Below are 18,808 nucleotides of genomic sequence, written 5' to 3'. Positions count from 1 at the left end.
CTACCGCCGGTGCACCCGGAATTCATGCTTGAACCGATCCTCGACGCCGGCAGCGGCCGCGATGCCATCGGCCTTGGCCAGCGCCGCAGCGAAGGCCTGGACGTGCGCCACGGCACGGTGCTGACCCTGGAAGACATCAACGTCAGCTTCGACGGCTTCAAGGCACTGAACAGCCTCAACCTGTACATCGGCGTCGGTGAACTGCGCTGCATCATCGGCCCCAACGGCGCCGGCAAGACCACGCTGATGGATGTGATCACCGGCAAGACTCGCCCCACCAGCGGCAAGGCCTGGTTCGGCGACACCCTGGACCTGACGCGCATGAGCGAGGTGCAGATCGCCCAGGCCGGGATCGGTCGCAAATTCCAAAAGCCGACGGTGTTCGAGGCCTTGAGCGTGTTCGAGAACCTGGAGCTGGCGCAGAAAGCCGACAAGTCGGTGCTGGCCAGCCTGGTTGCGCGCCTGAGTGGCGAGCAGCGCGACCGCATCGACGAGATCCTGCAGACCATTCGCCTGAGCGGCTCGGCCCAGCGTCAGGCCGGCTTGCTGTCCCACGGCCAGAAGCAGTTCCTGGAGATCGGCATGCTGCTGATGCAGGACCCGCAATTGCTGCTGCTCGACGAACCGGTCGCGGGCATGACCGATGCCGAAACCGAATTCACCGCCGAACTGTTCAAAAGCCTGGCCGGCAAGCATTCGCTGATGGTGGTCGAGCATGACATGGGCTTTGTCGGCAGCATCGCCGACCACGTCACCGTGCTGCATCAGGGCGGTGTGCTGGCTGAAGGGTCGCTGGAGCAGGTGCAGGCGGATGACCGGGTGATCGAGGTTTATCTGGGAAGGTGACTTGCAGAGCATCGCGGGGCAAGCCCGCTCCCACAGGCCCCGCGATAAGACCAACAAAGGACATCAGACATGCTGAAAATCGACTCCCTGCACCAATACTACGGCGGCAGTCACATCCTGCGCGGCCTGTCCTTCGAGGCCAGGGTCGGTGAAGTCACCTGCCTGCTCGGCCGTAACGGCGTCGGCAAGACCACCCTGCTGCGCTGCCTGATGGGCCTGCTGCCCACCCGCGAAGGCAGCGTGCACTGGGAAGGCCAGGCGATCACCGCACTCAAGCCGCACCAGCGGGTGCACGCTGGCATCGCCTACGTGCCCCAGGGCCGCGAGATCTTCCCGCGCCTGAGCGTCGAGGAGAACCTGCTGATGGGCCTGTCGCGCTTTGGCGCCAGCCAGGCCAAAAGCGTGCCGGGCTTCATCTACGAGCTGTTCCCGGTGCTGCTGCAGATGAAACAGCGCCGTGGCGGCGACCTCTCCGGCGGCCAGCAACAACAACTGGCCATCGGCCGCGCCCTGGCCAGCCAGCCACGCTTGTTGATCCTCGACGAGCCCACCGAGGGCATTCAGCCTTCGGTCATCAAGGAAATCGGCGCGGTGATCGGCAAACTTGCCGCCCGGGGCGACATGGCCATCCTGTTGGTCGAGCAGTTCTACGATTTTGCCGCTGAGCTTGCCGACCAGTACCTGGTGATGTCCCGCGGTGAAATCATCCAGTCCGGACGTGGCGAAAATATGGAAGCCGAGGGTGTGCGCGGCCTGGTAACCATTTAACCTGAGCCGATCACCGTGCCCCTGTTCGAGAACCTGCCATGACTTACCTGCTGCGCGATGCCGTGCCTGCCGACCTGCCGGGCATTCGCGAGATCTACAACGATGCCGTGCTCAACACCACGGCGATCTGGAACGAGCAAGCGGTCGACCTGGGCAACCGCCAGGCCTGGTTCGAAGCCCGCCAGGCCCAGGGTTATCCGATCCTGGTGGCGGTGGACGCTGCCGATCAAGTCCTCGGCTATGCTTCGTTTGGCGACTGGCGGCCGTTCGAAGGTTTTCGCCATACCGTCGAGCATTCGGTGTACATCCGCAACGACCAGCGCGGCAACGGCCTGGGCCCCAAGCTGATGCACGCGCTGATCGAACGGGCCCGCGCCTGCAACAAACACGTGATGGTCGCTGCCATCGAAAGCGGCAACGCCGCCTCGATTCGCCTGCACCAGCGCCTGGGCTTCACCCTCAACGGGCAGATGCCCCAGGTCGGGGTGAAGTTTGGCCGCTGGCTGGACCTGACCTTCATGCAGTTGATCCTCAACCCGGATGCCCTGCCCCCGACAATGGAGTGACGCCTGTGAATGCTGCGCAGCTTAATCGTGTAACCCATGAAAGCCTTGCCTATTACCGCGACGGCCTGGTGGCGTTGCTGCTTGATGCCGTGCAACACGGCGCCTCGGTGGGGTTTCTGGCGGCTATCGATGTGCAGCAGGCCGAGCGTTACTTCGAGGAGGTAAGGCAGCGCCTGGTCAGCGGCGAGCTGTTGCTGTGGGTGGTGGGCAAGGACAAGGAAGTGCTGGGCAGTGTCCAGCTGGGCTTGTGCCTCAAGCCCAACGGTTTGAACCGGGCGGAAGTACAGAAGCTGCTGGTGCATAGCGCGGCACGGCGCCGTGGCCTGGGCCAGCAGTTGATGCACGCGCTGGAACTGGCGGCGCGACAGAAGCAGCGCGGCATGCTTTACCTGGATACCGAGGTCGGCTCGGGGGCCGAAGCTTTTTATCGATCGCTGGGCTACAGCAAGGCGGGCGAGATTCCGGATTACGCCTGCGGGCCGGACGGGGTTTATCGGGCGACGGCGTTGTACTACAAATTGCTCTAGGTCTTCAGGGCCAATCGCCGGCAAGGCCGGCTCCCACAGGGTACTGCATGCACAGGGCCAGTGTGGGAGCTGGCGTTGCCGGCGATCGGTCGCGCAGCGGACGCAATGAACTCAGCCCTGCACAAACCGCCCCAGGCGTTGCCTGAGCATGCTGTTCTCGCTGCGCAGTTGCTGCACTTCCTCCAGCAGCTCCAGGGCCAGCGCCACCCCTTCCCACTCCAGTTGCAGATCGTGATGCAGCTTCGCCGCACGCTTGGCCAGCACCGGCGCCTGATCGTCAAACAGCCAGTCTTCCGGCGTTCGCCCGGAAGGCTCGACAATGCCGTGTTCGACGATTTCGATCACGTAGGCCGCCGGCAGATCGGCTTCCTGACAGAGGGTCTGCATGTCCAGTTGAACGATCAGGGTACTGCTCATGATCAGCTACTCCATTGTGTCCTCGGGTTGAACGCGGCCTTTTCCGACAGCTTGGTCCACAGCTCACGGGCTGCGGCATCGGAGTGGCTCGGCATCACCACTTTCAATTGCGCATACAGGTCGCCACGCTGGCCCTGCTTGTTGCTCAGGCCCATGCCCTTGATGCGCAGGCGCTGGCCGTTCTGGCTGTCCGGACGGATGGTCAGGTTGACCTTGCCGGTCAGGGTCGGCATCGCCACCTTGGTGCCCAGGGCGGCCTCCCACGGTGCCAGCGGCACGGTGATGATCAAGTCATGACCTTCGACATCGAACAGCGGGTGCGGTGCCATGCGAATGGTCAGGAACAGGTCGCCATTGGCGCCGCCACCGACGCCCGGCGCGCCCTGGCCCTTGAGGCGGATCTTCTCGCCGTCGCTGACGCCGGCCGGGATCTTCACGTTCAGGGTCTTGGTGGTAAAGCCCGTGCGCTGGCCGTGGGCGTTGTGCTGCGGCACCTGGAAGCTGATCTGCTTGGATTCGCTGGACAGGGTTTCCTCAAGGAAAATCGCCAGTTCCATTTCCACGTCCTGCCCCCGCCGTCCGGCGCTGCGTTGCTGGCCGCGGCCAAAAGGATTGCCGTTGCCACCGCGCGAACCGAAGATCGAGCTGAAGAAATCGGAAAAATCGCCACCGTCGCCAAAACCGCCGGCACCGGCCGAGCCGCGGCTTTCCCAGCCCGGCGGGCCCTGGAACGGCCGGCCATGCTGGCCGTATTTGCGCAGCTCGTCGTACTCGGCGCGTTTTTCCGGATTGCTCAGGGCTTCATAGGCCTCGTTGGCCTCCTTGAATTTCTCCTCGGCGTCACGCTCTTTGCTGACGTCGGGGTGATACTTGCGCGCGAGCTTGCGGTAGGCGGTCTTGATCGCCTTGTCATCCGCTGTGGGCTCTACGCCAAGAATCTTGTAGTAGTCTTTGAAGTCCATCTAAGGAATCACCATGGGTTAATCGAATGCTTTTGTAGATTGGGGTCAAGCATAGCCTTTCAAGGTGCTCATGGGTTTGCTGCAAAGCAGATAATCGGTCTTGATTCTGCTGCCAGCTGGCATAAACTGCGCGGCCGTTTTTCCCCCGGAAGTACAATCCATGAGTCAAGCATCCCCGGCCCGTGCCTGCGGCATCGACTTCGGCACCTCCAACTCCACCGTCGGCTGGCATCGCCCGGGCGTGGAGTCGTTGATCGCCCTGGAAGACGGCAAGATCACCCTGCCGTCGGTGGTGTTCTTCAATATCGAGGAGCGCCGCCCGGTGTACGGCCGCCTGGCCCTGCACGAATACCTCGAAGGCTATGAAGGCCGCCTGATGCGCTCGCTCAAGAGCCTGCTGGGGTCCAAGCTGATCAAGCACGACACCAGCGTGCTGGGCACCGCGCTGCCGTTCAAGGACCTGCTGGGGATGTTCATCGGCGAGCTGAAAAAGCGCGCCGAAGCCAACGCCGGCCGCGCCTTCGACGAGGTGGTGCTGGGCCGCCCGGTGCATTTCGTCGATGACGACCAGGCCGCCGACCAGGAAGCCGAAGACACCCTGGCCGAAGTGGCAAAGAAAATCGGCTTCAAGGAAGTCTCCTTCCAGTACGAACCGATTGCCGCGGCCTTCGACTACGAGTCGAACATCCAGGGCGAAGAGCTGGTGCTGATCGTCGACATCGGCGGTGGTACTTCGGACTTCTCGCTGGTGCGCCTGGCCCCTGAGCGGCACATGCTCGACGACCGCCAGCAGGACATCCTCGCCACCGGCGGCGTGCACATCGGCGGTACCGACTTCGACAAACAGCTGAGCCTGCAGGGCGTGATGCCGCTGTTCGGCTACGGCAGCCGGATGAAGAGCGGTGCCTTCATGCCGACCAGCCACCACATGAACCTGGCCACCTGGCACACCATCAACTCGGTGTACTCGCAAAAATCCCAGCTGGCCCTGGGCAGCATGCGCTACGACATCGAAGACACCGACGGCATCGACCGCCTGTTCAAGCTGATCGAGCAGCGCGCCGGGCACTGGCTGGCGATGGAAGTGGAAGAGACCAAGATCGAACTGACCCACAACGATCGCCGCCTGGTCGATCTCAAGCGGGTCGAGCCGGGGCTCAGCGTCGAACTGAGCCGGGCGCTGTTCGAAGAGTCGATCGACAACCTGCTCGAGCGCGTGCGCGGCAGTGTCAGCGAACTGCTGACCAAGGCTGGCGTGGGTGTGGCGCAGGTCGATACGGTGTTCTTCACCGGCGGTTCCAGCGGCATCCCGGCATTGCGCCAGAGCGTGGCGGCGATGCTGCCGAATGCCCGGCATGTCGAAGGCAACATCTTTGGCAGCATTGGCAGCGGTTTGGCGATCGAGGCGCGCAAGCGTTACGGCTGAGATAGCCGGGGCCGCGTTGCGGCCCTTTCGCCGGCAACGCCGGCTCCCACAAAGTATTGCTGCACACTATCCCTGTGGGAGCCGGCCTTGCCGGCGATAGCCTTCAGTTCACACCAGCTCTTGCTGGCGCAACTCACTCTTCAAATAGGCGTAATAGATCGGCCCCGCCACTACCCCAGGCAGTCCGAACGCCGCCTCGCACACCAGCATCGCCAACAGTAGCTCCCACGACTTGGCGCTGATCTGCCCGCCAACGATCCGCGCGTTGAGGAAGTACTCGACCTTGTGGATAACAATCAGATAGCCCAGCGCCGCCATCGCCACCCAGATCGACAACGACAGGCCGACGATGGTGATCAGGGTGTTGGACATCAGGTTGCCGATCACCGGTAGCAAGCCGAGCAGGAAGGTCAGCACGATCAGGGTCTTGGTCAGTGGCAGATGCACGCCGAACAGCGGCAGCACCACGGCGAGGAAGATGCCGGTGAAGAAGGTGTTGAGCAGGGAAATCTTGATTTGCGCGAAGACGATGTTGCGAAACGCCTGCACCAGCAGCGCCAGGCGGTTGAACAGCGCCGCCGCCAGGGGCTTGCGCTTGGAGATGTCGGGAATGCGCTGCAGCGCGACGATGGCGCCGAGGATCATGCCGATCAGCAGGGTGACGAACATGTGCGCCGCGCCCTTGCCCACCAGTTGCAGCTCACCCAGGTGGGTTTTGAGCCAGTCGCCGATGGCTACCTTGAACTCCGAGGCACTGGCCGGCAGGTAGGCGTCGATGAACGGCGGCAGCTGTCCGCGAGCCTGATCCACCAACAACATGAACTTGTCCAGGGACGCCCCGGGGTTTTCTGCTTCGTGCAGCAGGAAGCTGATGGCACCGGCGAACAGCAACGTCAGGGTGCTGACCACCAGGGTGCCCAGCAACGCTACCGCCAGCCAGCGTGCCCGTTGCCCGGCAATCAGGTGCTGCAGCTTGGGGGTGAGCATGTTGACCAGTTCGAACACCAGCAGCCCGGCCAGCAGGCTCGGCAACAACTTGAGCGGCAACACCAGCAACAGGCCGGTGAAGACGATGATCCAACTGGCCAGGGTGATCTGGCGCTGAGTAAAGGTCATACAACCTCGAAAGGCGACGGCATGGAAAACCGGCAGTCTGCCAGCCTTCGTCCGGCAGGCATAGTGGCACGCAGCGGCGCTGCGGCTGGCAATGCCGTTGTGATGTTTCTATGATTGCCGCCCCCAATGGAATGGTGGCGCCGCGCAGGCGCTTTCGCAGGTAGGCGAAACAGGAATCCCTCTGTGCCTTCCCACCTTCAAGGCAAAGAGTTCCAGACCATGCGCAAACTGCTTGTCCTGCTTCCGCTGATGCTGCTTGGCGGCTGTTCGGAAGATTTCGCCACCCTGCATTTCGCGCAGCCGGTAAGCGCCTACTATGGCGACCTCAGGCCGCAATACGGCGATGACCTGTACCAGGCCATCCTGGCACTGAAAATCGATCCAAAAGACATCGAGGTCGAGCTTGACGATGACCACCGGCAGAACTTGCGGATCAACGTCTCACGCTCGCTCGATGCCGGTAAGCGCCAAGCCCTGCGCGAGTTGTTCGACGAAATTCCCCGGGCTCGTGCCGCCGCTTCCTGGGAAGTCGATGTCACCCTTGAACCGCACGCGCCGGGCGCCAGGTTCGACGGTTTTAGCGAGGCGGTCAAAAGCATCCAGGGACCAGTCACCCTGCAGCTCAAGCTTGGCAATCGTATCGAAGCGCTTTCCAGTGCCACGCTGCGCGAGCGCACGCTTGCCGCCGAGAACAACAGTGAAGTGTCGAGCATCATCACCTGTCACGTGCTGGCCGAGGTGTCCGGTGGCCCATTCAAGTTCAGGTCGATCGTGCAGCGCGACGATGGCCCGCCGGAACGCGCGCAGGTCATTATCGAGTACGCGCCGATGCATTTCGCCCAACTGCCGGCACGCTTCGACTTCAAGGACCCGACCCTGCGGGAGAGAATCCACAACGGCCAGGTCAAGGCCTGGCAAGCCGAGGGGACGCCGCAGCGCAGCCCGTGGCGCCCCTTCGAGATGGCCTTCGAGGTCGGCTCGCTGGGCAAGCAGAGCCTGAACTTGAATCCGGGCAAGGACCTGCGTATCGGCATGCTCCAGAGCGACTGCCGGGACCTGGCCAACCGCGCCGGCCGGCCGTTCTCGCTGTTTATCGGCGAGGGCCTGGACCGGCTCGAGTCGGTGACTTACGCCGCCGACGACTGAAGCTGGTCGCGAAAGGCTTCGGCGTTCTCGACATTGAAGCGGCTGAGGCGGCGCGAGCCGCTGAAGTCGACGATCAGGCGATTGCACAGCAACAGGTTCTGCACCTTGACCTCGGTGATCTCCTCCACCGGCACCGCCACCCGGTACTGCTTGCCGTCGAAATAGTGCACCTTGCCCTCTTCCAGGCTCAGGCTGGTGGCAATCTCCTTGCCGCAGATCATGTTGAACAGCGCGGTGACCGACAACAGGGTCAGCAGGCTGAAAAAGGCCAGGTCACTGCCGTCGATCCAGTAGTTGATCGTGGCAATCGAGTAGAGGAAAAACGCTGCGGCAAAGAACGCCGAGCAGCCGAGCAACAGATGCTGGCGCGAGAAGTTGAAGTCCGTTTTCATGAAGATCCTGGCGATGAAGTGTGCAGGATGAACCACCCTGCCCGGGCCGCGGATCATAGGGGGGTGGCGACAGGCTCGCAAGAACCGCGGGCCTGCCGCCAGCAGCAGACGTTACTTTTTCTTCAGGCAGTCGCTCATGTACGCCTTGCGCTCGTCGCCCTTGAGCGCCTTGGTGGTGGCGTCGGCGTTGCAGGTTTTCATTTTGTCCTGCTGGGTCGCCGGTTTGGCTTTCAGGCAGGTGCTCATGAACGCCTTGCGTTCATCGCCCTTGAGCGCCTTGGCCGTGGCGTCGGCGTTACAGGTCTTCATTTTTTCCTGTTGCGCCGTAGCGGCAAAACCTTGGGAACACATCAGCAATCCCAGCAACAGCAACGGCACACGCACCATCTTCATGGCGTTTTCTCCTGGTCGCCGCGCACCACGCGCAGCCTTGGCGAGAGTGTAGACAAATACTCTTACAAACCTCCAGCGCGAGCCCGGCGCCGGTACTGCTCAGGCGTGCAGTGGGCCTGGCGCTGGAACATGGCGATGAACGCCGAGGCGCTGCTGTAACCCAGGTCGAAGGCAATCTGCTGGATCGGCAGGTTCTGCTCCAGCGCCTCGATGGCGCGCAGAAATCGCAGGCGCAGGCGCCACTCGCCAAAGCTCATGCCCAGCTCGCGGATGAACTGCCGGGCCAGGGTGCGTTCGCTGACATGGACGCTGGCGGCCCAATGGCCGAGCGGGCGATTGTCGCCGGGCTCGGCATGCAGAGCCTGCAGCACATCGCCCAGGCCGGCACTGCGTGCGTAGGGCAGGTAGCAGGTCTGGGTCGGTGCGCGGCGCAACTGGTCGACCAGCACCCGGGCCAGGCGCTGGTCGGCTTCATCTTCAGGGACCTTGACGTCACGGGCGGCGAAATCGCCAAGAATGGCCTTGAGAATGTCGCTGATCACCAGGGTGCACGGTTCGCCAGGCAGGCCCTGGCACAGGGCGCGATCCAGGTACACCGAGCGATAGACGATGGCCTGCGGGTTGTAGCAGCTGTGCTCGGTATCGGGCGGCACCCACACCGCATAATGCGGCGGCGAGATGAAGCGCTGGCCGTCGATTTCCAGGTGCATGATGCCGTGCGCCGCATAGTTGAGCTGGCCCCAGGCATGCCGATGGGCGGCGCTGTGGGTATCGGCGCCGAACTCGTCGTAGCGAAAATACACCGGGGCCGGCAAAGCCTCGAATTGCGGAATTTTTACGTACTTTATCGACATGCTGTCTGGATCTATGGGCAGGTTGTCTGGATACAAGTATAAACAACAAGACAGACAAGCGGATAATAGCTGCCTGTACCCTCAAGAGTTCCTGTTTCATGAATTATGCGTTTCCATTGCTGGCAATCTTCATCTGGGCCGGCAATACCGTGGTCACCAAGATGTCTGCCGGGGCGATCTTCCCGGCCGAGATCGGCTTCTATCGCTGGCTGCTCGCCGGCCTGCTGTTCACGCCCTTTCTTTTGCGGCCGGTGTTGCGCAACTGGGCGGCGATTGGTCCGAACCTGGGCAAGATTTTCATTCTCGGCGTACTCGGCATGGCGGTGTACCAGAGCCTGGCCTACTTCGCCGCCGCCATCACCAGCGCTACCAACATGGGCATCATCCTCTCGCTGATGCCGCTGATGTCCCTGGCCTTGGCAATCATCAGCCTCGGCCAGCGCCTGACCATCGGTGCGCTGATTGGCGCGGTGGTGTCGTTCATCGGCGTGCTGGTTGTGGTGTCGGCTGGCGATCTGGCGGTGCTGGTGCAACACGGGGTCAACGGCGGTGATGCGCTGATGCTGATCGCGACCCTGGCTTATGCGGTGTACAGCACCCTGCTGAAAAAGTGGCAGTTGCGCATCCCACCGCTGCAGCTGCTGTATCTGCAAGTGCTGGTGGCGATCATCGTGCTGTTTCCGCTGTTCCTGTTCTCGGAAAAGACCGGCCTGGGCGCGGGCAACATCGGCCTGGTGATCTACGCCTGCGTACTGGCCTCGATGATCGCGCCGCTGGCCTGGATGCAGGGGGTCAGCCGTCTGGGCCCGAGCCGCACGACGCTGTTCTTTAACCTGCTGCCAGCGGTGACAGCGGTGATCGCTGCCATGGTGCTGGGCGAGCAGCTGGCCCTCTATCACCTGGTGGGCGGGGTGCTGACCCTGGTCGGGGTGATCCTCGCCGAACGCTGGAAAACACCCCTGCGCCGCAGCGCTACAGTCCCGCAGCCTTGAGCCTGGCAGCATGTTCGGTGAACAGCCGCACAGGCTCTGCGCCCTTGCCCACCGCACCTAGCGACTGATTGACGATGTCCAGGTGATCGAGCGGATAGTCATCGCCGATCACCTGGCCCAGGTGCGAGCTGAAGCGCCCGACCATGCCGTCGCACTGGCCCTTTTCCCGCACGAAGGTGCGGGCGAACAGGCGGCAGAAGCGATTGCTGCCGTCCAGGCGGTTGAGGCCGCGATCGGTCCGGCCCGGTTGCAGGGTGCCGGACCAGGAGTAGTAACGCACGCCATTCACCTCGGCCGGTCCCTCGCCGCCCCAGGTGGTCGGCAGGCCCTGTGGATAAGCCTGGTTGAAGCGCGCCACGCCGGCACTGGTGAGCGACTGGTGCGAGGCGTGGACGTCAATCGGCAGTTTCGGCCCGCGCCAGCCGGTCTCCAGCCAGCCCATCAAAACCCCCAGCCCATGCAGCAGAGCCTTGAGCACACGGCCGCGCGCGGAGTCGGCGGGGTAATAGTCATGCAGGTGATCGGCCAGCTCCGAGCCGTGATTGGGCCCGGCAATCGAGGTGACGGACGCCACCCATTCCGGCCGTTTGGCGGCCGCATAGCGCGCCGTCAGGGCGCCCTGGCTGTGGCCAAGCAGGTTGACCTTGTCGGCGCCAGTGCGCCGACGAAGGTCCTCGATGATCAGCAACAACTGCTCGCCGCGCACCTCGCAGGAGTTGAGCGGCGACACCTGCACGGCAAACACCGTCGCCCCGCCCCGGCGCAACGCCGAAACGATCCCGAACCAGTAGGGATACAGCAGCAGGCGGACAAACCCGAGCATGCCTGGCACCAGCACCAGTGGATAACGCGTGGCGAGCCCTTGGGCCATGGCTGCATTCCCCGTTCCGTGGACAGTCGCCCAACACTACAGGCTCTTCGATGGCAATCGCAATCGAACTCCCGCCGCTCGCTGGGGTTCCAAGCCAATAGACCCTCAGCAAGGAGCTCAACCATGTACAAACAGACCCTGGCCATCCTCCTGACCACCGCCACCCTGGCCGCCTGCGGCAGCCGCCCGGAAAACCCGGTGGACTACGTCACCTATCACGAAGAGCCGCTGGTCAAGCAGGTCGAGAACGGCATGACCATGCAGCGGGTGATTGCCATTGGCGGCAGCCCATCGACGGTGATCGACCTGCCCCACGGCGGTACCTGCAACAACTACATCCTCAACCGTGACGGAAAGCAGCAGGCCTATTACGTGCGCTTCGATGCCACCGGCCATGTCGACGCCAAGGGCTTCAAGACCTGCGAACAACGCCAGGTCGATGACGAGGCCGTCGAAAAGGCCAAGGCCAAGCTATAAAACTTTTCCCCGTGCTGGCGACTCACAGCTTTAGTAACCAGCGCGCCGACAGAGCGTGAAGATCTATCCGTTTTCAGCCTGGAGATGATGATGAGCAACGTTGAACTGACCGATGTTAAAACCCTGCGTGAGCGTGCCCGCCAGCATGTCGAGCAGGGCGCCGTGACCGAAGGCTACAGCGCCGACCGGGAAAAAATCCTGCGCCTGCTCAACGAGTCGCTGGCCACCGAGTGGGTCTGCGCCCTGCGCTACAAGCGCCACTACTACATGGCCAGCGGGATCAAGGCCAGTGTCGCAGCTGACGAATTCCTCGAGCACGCCACCCAGGAGCTGGAGCACGCCGACAAACTGGCCGAACGCATCGTCCAGCTGGGCGGCGAACCGGACCTGAACCCGGACAACCTGAGCAAGAATTCCCATGCCCAGTACGTCGCCGGCAGCAACCTCAAGGAGATGGTCCTGGAAGACCTGATCGCCGAGCGGATTGCCATCGACAGCTACCGCGAGATCATCCAGTACATCGGCGAGAGCGACCCGACCACGCGGCGGATCTTCGAAGACATCCTGGCCCAGGAAGAGGAGCACGCCGACGACATGGCGGATTTGCTGCAAGGCCTGTAGACCTTATCGCGGGTCAAGTCCGCTCCCACAGGTCTGGTGCACACAGTTCCATTGTGGGAGCGGCGGTGCGACGGCTCGACTTGACCCGCGATTGCTTCCTCTCAACCCGCCTTCACTGCCCGCGGCGCCTTGCCAGCCTTCATTTGCTCCAGCAACGGCGTGCACTGGTTCGGCACATCCCCACTTGGCGCTATCAGTGCCAGCAACCCCGCCGCCGGCCCCACCGTCACCCCCAAAGCCACCATCCCCACCCCACGCAAGGCCAGCGGCAAGGCCTGTACGCCAGCGCTTGGCTTGGCGAACGGCCCGCGCACATACAGCGGCGAGCGCAGCGAAATAAGGCGCACGCCCTTGGACTCGGGGTTGATCTTCAAATCCAGCTGCTCGCTGGCGAAGTTGGCGGTACCGTTGATGTAGATGATCGCGTTCTCGGTATCGAAGACGAACACCCGCGTGGTCGCCAGGCCATCCTTGATACCGAAGTCGGCTGCCGCGCAATTGATCTTCACTTCCTTGTCACCAAACAGCTTGCCGACCACATAGTTGCCAACGTTGAGCCCGGCGATCTCCATCAATCCACGGCTGATGGCGCCATCGTTGATCAGCATTTTCAAGTCGCCATTGGCGGTCGCCAGCAGCGCTGCCACCGAGTTGCCACGACCACTCAGGTCGGCGTCGCCATTGAGTTCGCCGAAGCTGGTCTTCATCGGCTCGAAGGTCGGGAACAGCTGCTTGAGCTTGAAGTTACGCGCACTCAGTTGCGCCCGTCCCTGCAACGGCACGCTACGGCCATCGAGGCGCACCTGGGCGTCGAGCTTGCCGCCGGCGATGCCAAAGCGCAGTGGTGCCAGGCGCAGCACGCCATCCTCGAGGACGAAGTGGCTGGAAAGATCGGTGAACGGCAGCTCGGCACTGTGCACGATGCGCTTGCCGCTGAAGGTCACGTCCGCGTCCATGGTCCGCCAGCGTTCGGTGCGAAATTCCTCGACCGGCAACACCTTGCCTGCGGGTTGCTTGCTGGCACCGCCTCGGGCTTTCTGTTGGGCATTGGAGTCGGCCCCGATCAGCGGCGCCAGGTCCTTGAACAACAGTTGGTTGGAAACCAGCTTGCCGCTCAGCTTTGGCCGCGGCTGGCTGGCGACGAACGCCAGGTCACCATGGATATCGCTGTCGCCGATCTTGCCGTTGAAGCCTTCATAGCGAAACGCCGCGCCGCCAGGTTCATGCAGTTTGGCCGTGAGATGACCATCGGTGGCATAGGGCGGTGAATCGGGCAGGGTCACGCCGGTGAGCGGATACAGGTTGCCCAGGCTCGCTCCTGACAGACGCAGGCGCAGGTCGAGGGCGCCGAGATTGCGCGGGTCGGTCAGGGTGCCGGCGACGGCGATGCGGGTTTCGCCAATGGCCATGTCGGCCTGCAGCGGGAACGGCTGCGAAGCGTCCTGCAGGGCCAGCAGGCCGCCGATCTTGCCGGTGCCGGCCAGCGCCTGGCCTTTGTAGCGGCCCTTGACCTTGAGGCCGAAGGCGTAGTCCTGGGCAGCACCGGCCTTCTGCGCCGAGGCCTTGCCGACGATGTCGCTGAACGGGATCGGCTTGCCCAACGGGTCGATCAACACCTCCAGGCGGGTTTTCAGGGTCTGGTCATCGAGACTTACCTGGCCCTTGTCAAAGCCGATGGCGCCGATGTCGAGCACCCATTTCGACGGTTCGGCCTGCTCGTCCTTGGGGCCGAAGTCGAAGGTCCAGTTGGCACGGCCATCGGCCAGGCGCTTGAGGCTGGCGGTCGGCTGGTTGAGATCGATGCGTGGAATGACGATCTGCTGCACCAGCAGCGGCAGCGGCGCCAGGCGGAACTCGACGCGCTTGAGGCCGACCATCTGCGGCTCCTTGAGCCAATCTGGGTTGCCCAGGGTCAGGTCTTCGGCGATGAAGTGCGGCCATGGCAGCCAGGCGCGCCAACCGCCTTGCTCCGGCTCACGCTGCCAACGCACCGCCAGGTTGCCGTTGATGGCGAAGGGCCGGTGCAGTGCTTCGGAGACCTTGGCATTGAGGGTGGGCTTGACCCGGTTCCAGTCGAAGGTGGCGATGACGATCACCACTACGGCCAGGACCAGCAGCAGGCTGGCGAGGGTCCAGGTGATGATTTTGGCGGGGCGCGTCATTGCACGATTCTCCTGATGACTGCATGGCAAAAAGCGGGCGCGTTGATGGCACTTATCTCTTCGGACTGATGAAAACCCGAGGGGTTTAATTGATCAGCCATGATAACGAGGTTTTTTCTGACCTTTTTCTCAACTTTTGTCGATCGTTACCTCATCCGGCTGCCCCGGTAACGACCTCGGCGCCGTCGCTCATCGCGCCGTAAACTGCGGTTTAGAGCGGCCGCTGCAAAGCATCAATTCCGTTGATTGTTACCATTATCTTTATGAACTTTTATCTGGCGTTTCCCGGCGTAGCATTGGCTCCGTACCCACTTTCCAGCCCCGCCGAGGAGCACCGAATCATGAAACGCCAATTACTGCTGAGCCTGTCCCTGTCCATCCTGGCCGCCAACGCCTTTGCCGTTCCCGCCGCCGAACAAGCCCTGACCGCCGAATCGCGTTCCAGCTCGACGGTGATTTCGCAACCGCTGAACCCGCTGGCCGAAGGCGGTTCGGATCGGCTGCTGGAGCGCAACAACCGTGTTGCCGAAGGTGGCTCGGATCGCGTACTTGACCGCAACAACCGCGTTGCCGAAGGTGGTGCTGATCGCCTGAATGACCGGGTCAAGGTTGCCGAGGGTGGTGCTGATCGCCTGAAACAGTACTACAAGGTAGCCGAAGGTGGTTCTGACCGTCTGAAAGCACGCTTCGAGGTCGCAGAAGGTGGTTCTGACCGTCTGAAAGCACGCTTCGAGGTCGCAGAAGGTGGTTCTGATCGTCTGATCGAAATCCAACGCGCGAGCTGAAGCCTATGCCAGACAACAAGAGACACCAGTGCTGTAGTAGCTCCCCTCCCAGCCCGGTCCATTGACCGGGCTTTGTTTTTCTGGCGCCAGGCTATTAGAGTGCAGGGCTGTTTCACTGCCTGCCGATACTTGCCATGCTGCCGCGCGCCGAACAAAAGCAACAGACCCGCTACGCCCTGCTGGATGCCGCCCGCCACCTGATGGAAAGCGGTCGAGGCTTCGGCAGCATCAGCCTGCGCGAAGTGGCGAAAACCGCAGGCATCGTCCCTACCGGCTTTTACCGGCATTTCTCCGACATGGACCAACTGGGCCTGGCCCTGGTCAATGAAGTCGGCGAAACCTTTCGCCAGACCATCCGCCTGGTGCGCCAGAACGAATTCGAGCTCGGCGGCATCACCGATGCCTCGGTGCGGATCTTTCTCGACGTGGTGGCGGCCAACCGCGCCCAGTTCCTGTTCCTGGCCCGCGAGCAATATGGTGGTTCGCAGCCGGTACGCCAGGCTATCGGTACCCTGCGCCAGGGCATCAGCTCGGACCTGGCCACCGACCTTGCGCGCATGCCGCGCTGGCAGCACCTGGACGCCGCAGCCCTGGCGGTGATGGCCGACCTGGTGGTGAAAACCGTGTTCGCCACCCTGCCGGAACTGATCGACGAACCAAGCGCCAGCGCCGTCGAACCGATCAGCGCCCAGGAAAAAATCACCCAGCAGCTGCGCTTCATCTTTGTCGGCGCCAAGCACTGGCAGGGGCTCAGCACCCTGTAGGCAGTCTGTTCCGGGGCTGCTTCGCAGCCCATCGCCGGCAAGGCCGGCTCCCACAGAGATCACTGACCCCACCGAAGTCCTGTGGGAGCTGGCCTTGCCAGCGATGAGGCCGGCAAAGTCGCCGCCGTTTCCTGCTACCATTGCGCGCAAACGCACCGACCGCGACGAACTTTTTCCATGCCCGACCTTCGTACTGCCCAGCCTGAACTGCCCGCCCTGCTCGCCGAGGTCCAGACGCACTTTGACCAGCGCATCGTGCCGCTGTGGCAAGGCCCGGGCTGGAATGCAGACATGGCCCTGCCCTTCGAAGCCCTCGACCCACAGCAGCAACCCATGCCGGTGCAGCGCTACCGGGCCATGGCCTGCGCACGCCAGCTGTACCTGTTCAGCAGCCGTATCGAGCAGCCCGGCGCCAGCGAGCGCGCCGCGGCTCTGTTTCGCTCCTTGCAGCGGCACTTCCATGATGCCGAGCACGGCGGCTGGTTCTACAGCATCGATGCCCAGGGCAAGCCGCTGGACCGACGCAAGGACCTCTACACCCACGCCTTTATCGTCTTCGCCTGCGCGCATTACTGGGGCAAGGTCCGCGAGCCGCTGGTCGAGTCGACCCTCAACGCTGCGCTGGAAGTGGTGGCCGTGCAGTTCGCCCGTGATGACGGCCTGTACGAGGCGAGCCTTGGCGAAGACTGGTCGGACCTGGCCAGCGGCCCGCTGCAGAACCCGCTGATGCACCTGGCCGAAGCCTTCCTCGCCACCCTGTCGGTGCGTGACGATGAAACTGTTCAGCAAGCGCTGGAAACCCTGGCAGCGGCCATGCAGACGCACTTCATCGACCCTGAACACGAGGTGATGCTGGAAAAACCGCGCGGGGCTGTGGATAACTGGTTCGAACCGGGTCACCAGTTCGAATGGTTCTACTTGCTGGAGTCTTCGCCGCTGTTACGCGGTGGCGAGTTGCATGGGTCGCTCAGCCGGGCATTCGCCTATGCCGAACACTGCGGCGTGAAAGACACGGCGGTGCTGGCAATGCTCAGCGCCGATGGCCAGGTGCGCGACGCAACCCAGCGCATCTGGGCCCAGGCCGAATACCTGCGCGCCCTGACCTTGCGCCCGGCGAGCGCCGCCACGGTGCTGGCCCAGTTCAAGGCGCTGCAGCAGAATTTCCTGCATGCCGGAGGCTGGTATGAGTGCCGGGATGCCAATGGCAAGGTCAGCCGCTTCGATATGCCGTCGACTACGCCTTACCATCTGGCGACTTGCCTGGAAGGGCTGCAGCGTCAGCTTTGACGCTATCGCCGGCAAGGCCGGCTCCCACAATGGCCCTGGTGGCCTGAAATCCGTGTGGGAGCTGGCTTGCCAGCGAGAGGCCCTCAAGCCTTGCCTGAACGATCGATCGAAAAACCCGCCCACGCCTGACTCACCGGCATCAGCTCGAGGCTGTTGATGTTGATGTGCGCCGGCTGGTTCATGATCCAGAAGATGGTCTCGGCGATATCCTGCGGCTGAATCGGCTCGGCCCCGGCATAGGTGGCGTCGTAACGCGCCTGGTCACCACCGAAACGCACCAGCGAGAACTCGCTCTCGCACAGGCCCGGCTCGATATTGCTCACCCGCACGCCAGTCCCCTGCAGGTCGCAGCGCAGGCTCAGCGAGAACTGCCCGACAAACGCCTTGGTGCCGCCATACACATGACTGCCCGGATACGGATAGTTACCCGCCACCGAGCCGACGTTGAGGATGGTCGCGCCACGGCCATGGGCGATCAGACGTGGCAGCAGCAGGCGGGTGCTGTACATCAGGCCCTTGATGTTGGTGTCGACCATGGTTTCCCAGTCATCGAGGTCGCACTTGGGCGCCGGGTCAGCGCCCAGGGCCAGGCCTGCGTTGTTGATCAGCCCGCGCAGCTTGGCGAACGCCGGTGGCAGGTTGGCGATGGCCGCTTCCATGGCCTTGCGGTCACGCACATCAAGCACCAGGCCGTGCACTTCGGTTTGTTGCGACAGCTCGGCACACAGCGCTTCCAGGCGCTCCTGACGGCGACCGGTCAGCACCAGCGACCAGCCGGCTTCAGCAAAACGACGGGCGCAGGCTTCGCCGAAGCCGGAGGTTGCGCCAGTGATGAATACGGTAGAGGTCATGCGGGTCTCCTTGATGAGGCTGATCACAGGGTTTGCAGCATGCCCGCCGCCGCGTTCGGCAGCAAGCCATTCAGGACACTGTACAAAAAACGATCAAACCTGTGTAAGCCCCGGTATAGACGGCCTGTAGCAAGCTTTGCGCATCTTATCCACAAGCCCTTCCACAAAATCCGGGGGCAACTTGAAAACCCTGCAAGCCGCGTAATCCGGGCCTTGAGCAAGTATTTTCCTTGACCTTGGGCGCTGGCCTTGACCTCAGGGTGGTAGCAGTCGCCCAAGGCGCGGATTTCCATGATGGCTCCAGGCCTGTAACGACGCTGTCTACGTCGATCTTTCCAAGGCTTGCCCACAGAGTTATCCACAGGCTGTTGGAGCCGTTTAATCGCCATTTGCGCTAAGGACAAAACACTTGACAAACCCCGATGCGAACGCCGGAAAAAAACCTGATCAAAAAACAATCACAAGCCTGAAAGCCTTGTAGATAAAGGCTTCCAGCAAGCTGCACCCAAGTTACCCACAGTCGCTTCCACACCAATAGTGGACAACTCAAAAGCTGATAAAACAGCCAGTTAAAGCGACTTTCTG

Annotated in this window: 22 protein-coding genes; 12 read left to right on the top strand and 10 right to left on the bottom strand. The window is 62.7% G+C overall.

Annotated features, from left to right (window positions below):
- Window positions 1-24 precede the first annotated feature (24 nt).
- The 4 genes from urtD (at window position 25) to LOY45_RS02655 (ending at window position 2,707) form a co-directional block, all read left to right on the top strand.
- Entirely contained in the window at window positions 25-846 is an 822-nt protein-coding gene (gene urtD / locus LOY45_RS02670; RefSeq protein WP_233673589.1) for an urea ABC transporter ATP-binding protein UrtD, read from the top strand.
- Window positions 847-915: 69 nt separating this feature from the next.
- Window positions 916-1,614 carry an urea ABC transporter ATP-binding subunit UrtE gene (urtE, locus tag LOY45_RS02665; RefSeq protein ID WP_115089026.1) on the top strand — a complete coding sequence of 233 codons (699 nt, stop codon included), beginning with the start codon at window positions 916-918 and terminating at the stop codon, window positions 1,612-1,614.
- Between the two features lie 38 nt (window positions 1,615-1,652).
- Window positions 1,653-2,180, top strand: coding sequence for a GNAT family N-acetyltransferase (locus LOY45_RS02660; RefSeq protein ID WP_115089028.1), 528 nt, complete (start codon window positions 1,653-1,655; stop codon window positions 2,178-2,180).
- A 5-nt stretch (window positions 2,181-2,185) separates the two neighbouring features.
- Complete coding sequence (locus LOY45_RS02655; protein ID WP_258578707.1) at window positions 2,186-2,707, top strand: GNAT family N-acetyltransferase; 522 nt, start codon at window positions 2,186-2,188, stop codon at window positions 2,705-2,707.
- A gap of 111 nt (window positions 2,708-2,818) precedes the next feature.
- Here the strand turns inward: LOY45_RS02655 and LOY45_RS02650 are convergent, their stop codons facing one another.
- Both LOY45_RS02650 and cbpA read right to left on the bottom strand, forming a co-directional pair.
- Complete coding sequence (locus LOY45_RS02650) at window positions 2,819-3,124, bottom strand: chaperone modulator CbpM (protein ID WP_045196932.1); 306 nt, start codon at window positions 3,122-3,124, stop codon at window positions 2,819-2,821.
- A 2-nt stretch (window positions 3,125-3,126) separates the two neighbouring features.
- Window positions 3,127-4,086, bottom strand: a complete 960-nt coding sequence (gene cbpA / locus LOY45_RS02645) for a curved DNA-binding protein (protein WP_115089032.1) — start codon at window positions 4,084-4,086, stop codon at window positions 3,127-3,129.
- Between the two features lie 160 nt (window positions 4,087-4,246).
- Here cbpA and LOY45_RS02640 point away from each other — a divergent pair, with 160 nt between their 5' ends.
- Window positions 4,247-5,512, top strand: a complete 1,266-nt coding sequence (locus LOY45_RS02640) for an Hsp70 family protein (protein ID WP_115089035.1) — start codon at window positions 4,247-4,249, stop codon at window positions 5,510-5,512.
- A gap of 108 nt (window positions 5,513-5,620) precedes the next feature.
- Here LOY45_RS02640 and LOY45_RS02635 read toward each other — a convergent pair whose 3' ends face one another.
- Window positions 5,621-6,628 (bottom strand): AI-2E family transporter, encoded by a 1,008-nt coding sequence (locus LOY45_RS02635; protein WP_115089037.1) that lies wholly within the window; start codon window positions 6,626-6,628, stop codon window positions 5,621-5,623.
- Between the two features lie 219 nt (window positions 6,629-6,847).
- Here LOY45_RS02635 and LOY45_RS02630 point away from each other — a divergent pair, with 219 nt between their 5' ends.
- Entirely contained in the window at window positions 6,848-7,774 is a 927-nt protein-coding gene (locus LOY45_RS02630) for a hypothetical protein (RefSeq protein WP_134064485.1), read from the top strand.
- Here the strand turns inward: LOY45_RS02630 and LOY45_RS02625 are convergent.
- The 3 genes from LOY45_RS02625 to LOY45_RS02615 form a co-directional block, all read right to left on the bottom strand.
- On the bottom strand, window positions 7,756-8,166 hold the full coding sequence (locus LOY45_RS02625; RefSeq protein ID WP_134064487.1) for a hypothetical protein: 411 nt from the start codon (window positions 8,164-8,166) through the stop codon (window positions 7,756-7,758). The genes LOY45_RS02630 and LOY45_RS02625 overlap by 19 nt on opposite strands.
- A 111-nt stretch (window positions 8,167-8,277) precedes the next feature.
- Complete coding sequence (locus LOY45_RS02620; RefSeq protein WP_115089043.1) at window positions 8,278-8,559, bottom strand: PsiF family protein; 282 nt, start codon at window positions 8,557-8,559, stop codon at window positions 8,278-8,280.
- A 62-nt stretch (window positions 8,560-8,621) separates the two neighbouring features.
- Window positions 8,622-9,413, bottom strand: a complete 792-nt coding sequence (locus tag LOY45_RS02615) for an AraC family transcriptional regulator (RefSeq protein ID WP_233673527.1) — start codon at window positions 9,411-9,413, stop codon at window positions 8,622-8,624.
- Window positions 9,414-9,511: 98 nt separating this feature from the next.
- Between LOY45_RS02615 and LOY45_RS02610 the strand changes: the two genes are divergently transcribed.
- The gene (locus tag LOY45_RS02610; RefSeq protein WP_115089047.1) at window positions 9,512-10,405 is read left to right on the top strand and encodes a DMT family transporter; all 894 of its coding nucleotides are present in this window, start codon (window positions 9,512-9,514) and stop codon (window positions 10,403-10,405) included.
- Here LOY45_RS02610 and LOY45_RS02605 read toward each other — a convergent pair.
- Entirely contained in the window at window positions 10,386-11,276 is an 891-nt protein-coding gene (locus LOY45_RS02605) for a lipase family alpha/beta hydrolase (RefSeq protein ID WP_115089049.1), read from the bottom strand. The two genes, LOY45_RS02610 and LOY45_RS02605, sit on opposite strands and share 20 nt — an antisense overlap.
- 123 nt (window positions 11,277-11,399) lie before the next feature.
- On the opposite strand from LOY45_RS02605, the gene osmE reads away from it, so the two are divergent.
- Both osmE and LOY45_RS02595 read left to right on the top strand, forming a co-directional pair.
- Window positions 11,400-11,753 (top strand): osmotically-inducible lipoprotein OsmE, encoded by a 354-nt coding sequence (gene osmE, locus LOY45_RS02600; protein WP_038997418.1) that lies wholly within the window; start codon window positions 11,400-11,402, stop codon window positions 11,751-11,753.
- Window positions 11,754-11,843: 90 nt separating this feature from the next.
- The gene (locus LOY45_RS02595; RefSeq protein WP_010221634.1) at window positions 11,844-12,374 is read left to right on the top strand and encodes a ferritin-like domain-containing protein; all 531 of its coding nucleotides are present in this window, start codon (window positions 11,844-11,846) and stop codon (window positions 12,372-12,374) included.
- Between the two features lie 101 nt (window positions 12,375-12,475).
- On the opposite strand, the gene LOY45_RS02590 is transcribed toward LOY45_RS02595, so the two are convergent.
- The gene (locus tag LOY45_RS02590; RefSeq protein WP_115089051.1) at window positions 12,476-14,536 is read right to left on the bottom strand and encodes an AsmA family protein; all 2,061 of its coding nucleotides are present in this window, start codon (window positions 14,534-14,536) and stop codon (window positions 12,476-12,478) included.
- A gap of 341 nt (window positions 14,537-14,877) precedes the next feature.
- Here LOY45_RS02590 and LOY45_RS02585 point away from each other — a divergent pair, with 341 nt between their 5' ends.
- The 3 genes from LOY45_RS02585 to LOY45_RS02575 all read left to right on the top strand — a co-directional run bounded on the left by LOY45_RS02585 (window position 14,878) and on the right by LOY45_RS02575 (window position 17,372).
- On the top strand, window positions 14,878-15,321 hold the full coding sequence (locus LOY45_RS02585) for a hypothetical protein (protein ID WP_258578706.1): 444 nt from the start codon (window positions 14,878-14,880) through the stop codon (window positions 15,319-15,321).
- 134 nt (window positions 15,322-15,455) lie between these two features.
- Window positions 15,456-16,085 carry a TetR family transcriptional regulator gene (locus LOY45_RS02580; protein WP_258578705.1) on the top strand — a complete coding sequence of 210 codons (630 nt, stop codon included), beginning with the start codon at window positions 15,456-15,458 and terminating at the stop codon, window positions 16,083-16,085.
- A 177-nt stretch (window positions 16,086-16,262) separates the two neighbouring features.
- On the top strand, window positions 16,263-17,372 hold the full coding sequence (locus LOY45_RS02575; protein WP_258578704.1) for an AGE family epimerase/isomerase: 1,110 nt from the start codon (window positions 16,263-16,265) through the stop codon (window positions 17,370-17,372).
- An 83-nt stretch (window positions 17,373-17,455) separates the two neighbouring features.
- On the opposite strand, the gene LOY45_RS02570 is transcribed toward LOY45_RS02575, so the two are convergent.
- Window positions 17,456-18,223, bottom strand: a complete 768-nt coding sequence (locus tag LOY45_RS02570; RefSeq protein WP_134064501.1) for an SDR family oxidoreductase — start codon at window positions 18,221-18,223, stop codon at window positions 17,456-17,458.
- Window positions 18,224-18,246: 23 nt separating this feature from the next.
- Window positions 18,247-18,516: a hypothetical protein gene (locus tag LOY45_RS02565; protein ID WP_115089060.1), complete on the bottom strand. Its 270-nt coding sequence runs from the start codon at window positions 18,514-18,516 to the stop codon at window positions 18,247-18,249.
- Window positions 18,517-18,808: the final 292 nt, after the last annotated feature.

Origin of the sequence: Pseudomonas wadenswilerensis (genome assembly GCF_024749185.1) — a bacterium.
GTDB classification, from domain to species: Bacteria; Pseudomonadota; Gammaproteobacteria; order Pseudomonadales; family Pseudomonadaceae; genus Aquipseudomonas; species Aquipseudomonas wadenswilerensis.
Note: the sequence above shows the minus strand (reverse complement) of the source record. Positions and strands in the feature narration are given on the sequence as shown.

Coding starts and splice junctions, on each gene's coding strand:
- LOY45_RS02575 (WP_258578704.1), top strand. CDS start 16,263: ATGCCCGACCTTCGTACTGCCCAGCCTGAACTGCCCGCCCTGCTCGCC.
- LOY45_RS02595 (WP_010221634.1), top strand. CDS start 11,844: ATGAGCAACGTTGAACTGACCGATGTTAAAACCCTGCGTGAGCGTGCC.
- LOY45_RS02660 (WP_115089028.1), top strand. CDS start 1,653: ATGACTTACCTGCTGCGCGATGCCGTGCCTGCCGACCTGCCGGGCATT.
- LOY45_RS02625 (WP_134064487.1), bottom strand. CDS start 8,166: ATGAAAACGGACTTCAACTTCTCGCGCCAGCATCTGTTGCTCGGCTGC.
- urtD (WP_233673589.1), top strand. CDS start 25: ATGCTTGAACCGATCCTCGACGCCGGCAGCGGCCGCGATGCCATCGGC.
- LOY45_RS02610 (WP_115089047.1), top strand. CDS start 9,512: ATGAATTATGCGTTTCCATTGCTGGCAATCTTCATCTGGGCCGGCAAT.
- LOY45_RS02640 (WP_115089035.1), top strand. CDS start 4,247: ATGAGTCAAGCATCCCCGGCCCGTGCCTGCGGCATCGACTTCGGCACC.
- LOY45_RS02620 (WP_115089043.1), bottom strand. CDS start 8,559: ATGAAGATGGTGCGTGTGCCGTTGCTGTTGCTGGGATTGCTGATGTGT.
- urtE (WP_115089026.1), top strand. CDS start 916: ATGCTGAAAATCGACTCCCTGCACCAATACTACGGCGGCAGTCACATC.
- LOY45_RS02605 (WP_115089049.1), bottom strand. CDS start 11,276: ATGGCCCAAGGGCTCGCCACGCGTTATCCACTGGTGCTGGTGCCAGGC.
- LOY45_RS02650 (WP_045196932.1), bottom strand. CDS start 3,124: ATGAGCAGTACCCTGATCGTTCAACTGGACATGCAGACCCTCTGTCAG.
- cbpA (WP_115089032.1), bottom strand. CDS start 4,086: ATGGACTTCAAAGACTACTACAAGATTCTTGGCGTAGAGCCCACAGCG.
- LOY45_RS02590 (WP_115089051.1), bottom strand. CDS start 14,536: ATGACGCGCCCCGCCAAAATCATCACCTGGACCCTCGCCAGCCTGCTG.
- LOY45_RS02615 (WP_233673527.1), bottom strand. CDS start 9,413: ATGTCGATAAAGTACGTAAAAATTCCGCAATTCGAGGCTTTGCCGGCC.
- LOY45_RS02570 (WP_134064501.1), bottom strand. CDS start 18,223: ATGACCTCTACCGTATTCATCACTGGCGCAACCTCCGGCTTCGGCGAA.
- LOY45_RS02630 (WP_134064485.1), top strand. CDS start 6,848: ATGCGCAAACTGCTTGTCCTGCTTCCGCTGATGCTGCTTGGCGGCTGT.
- LOY45_RS02580 (WP_258578705.1), top strand. CDS start 15,456: ATGCTGCCGCGCGCCGAACAAAAGCAACAGACCCGCTACGCCCTGCTG.
- LOY45_RS02585 (WP_258578706.1), top strand. CDS start 14,878: ATGAAACGCCAATTACTGCTGAGCCTGTCCCTGTCCATCCTGGCCGCC.
- LOY45_RS02635 (WP_115089037.1), bottom strand. CDS start 6,628: ATGACCTTTACTCAGCGCCAGATCACCCTGGCCAGTTGGATCATCGTC.
- osmE (WP_038997418.1), top strand. CDS start 11,400: ATGTACAAACAGACCCTGGCCATCCTCCTGACCACCGCCACCCTGGCC.
- LOY45_RS02565 (WP_115089060.1), bottom strand. CDS start 18,516: ATGGAAATCCGCGCCTTGGGCGACTGCTACCACCCTGAGGTCAAGGCC.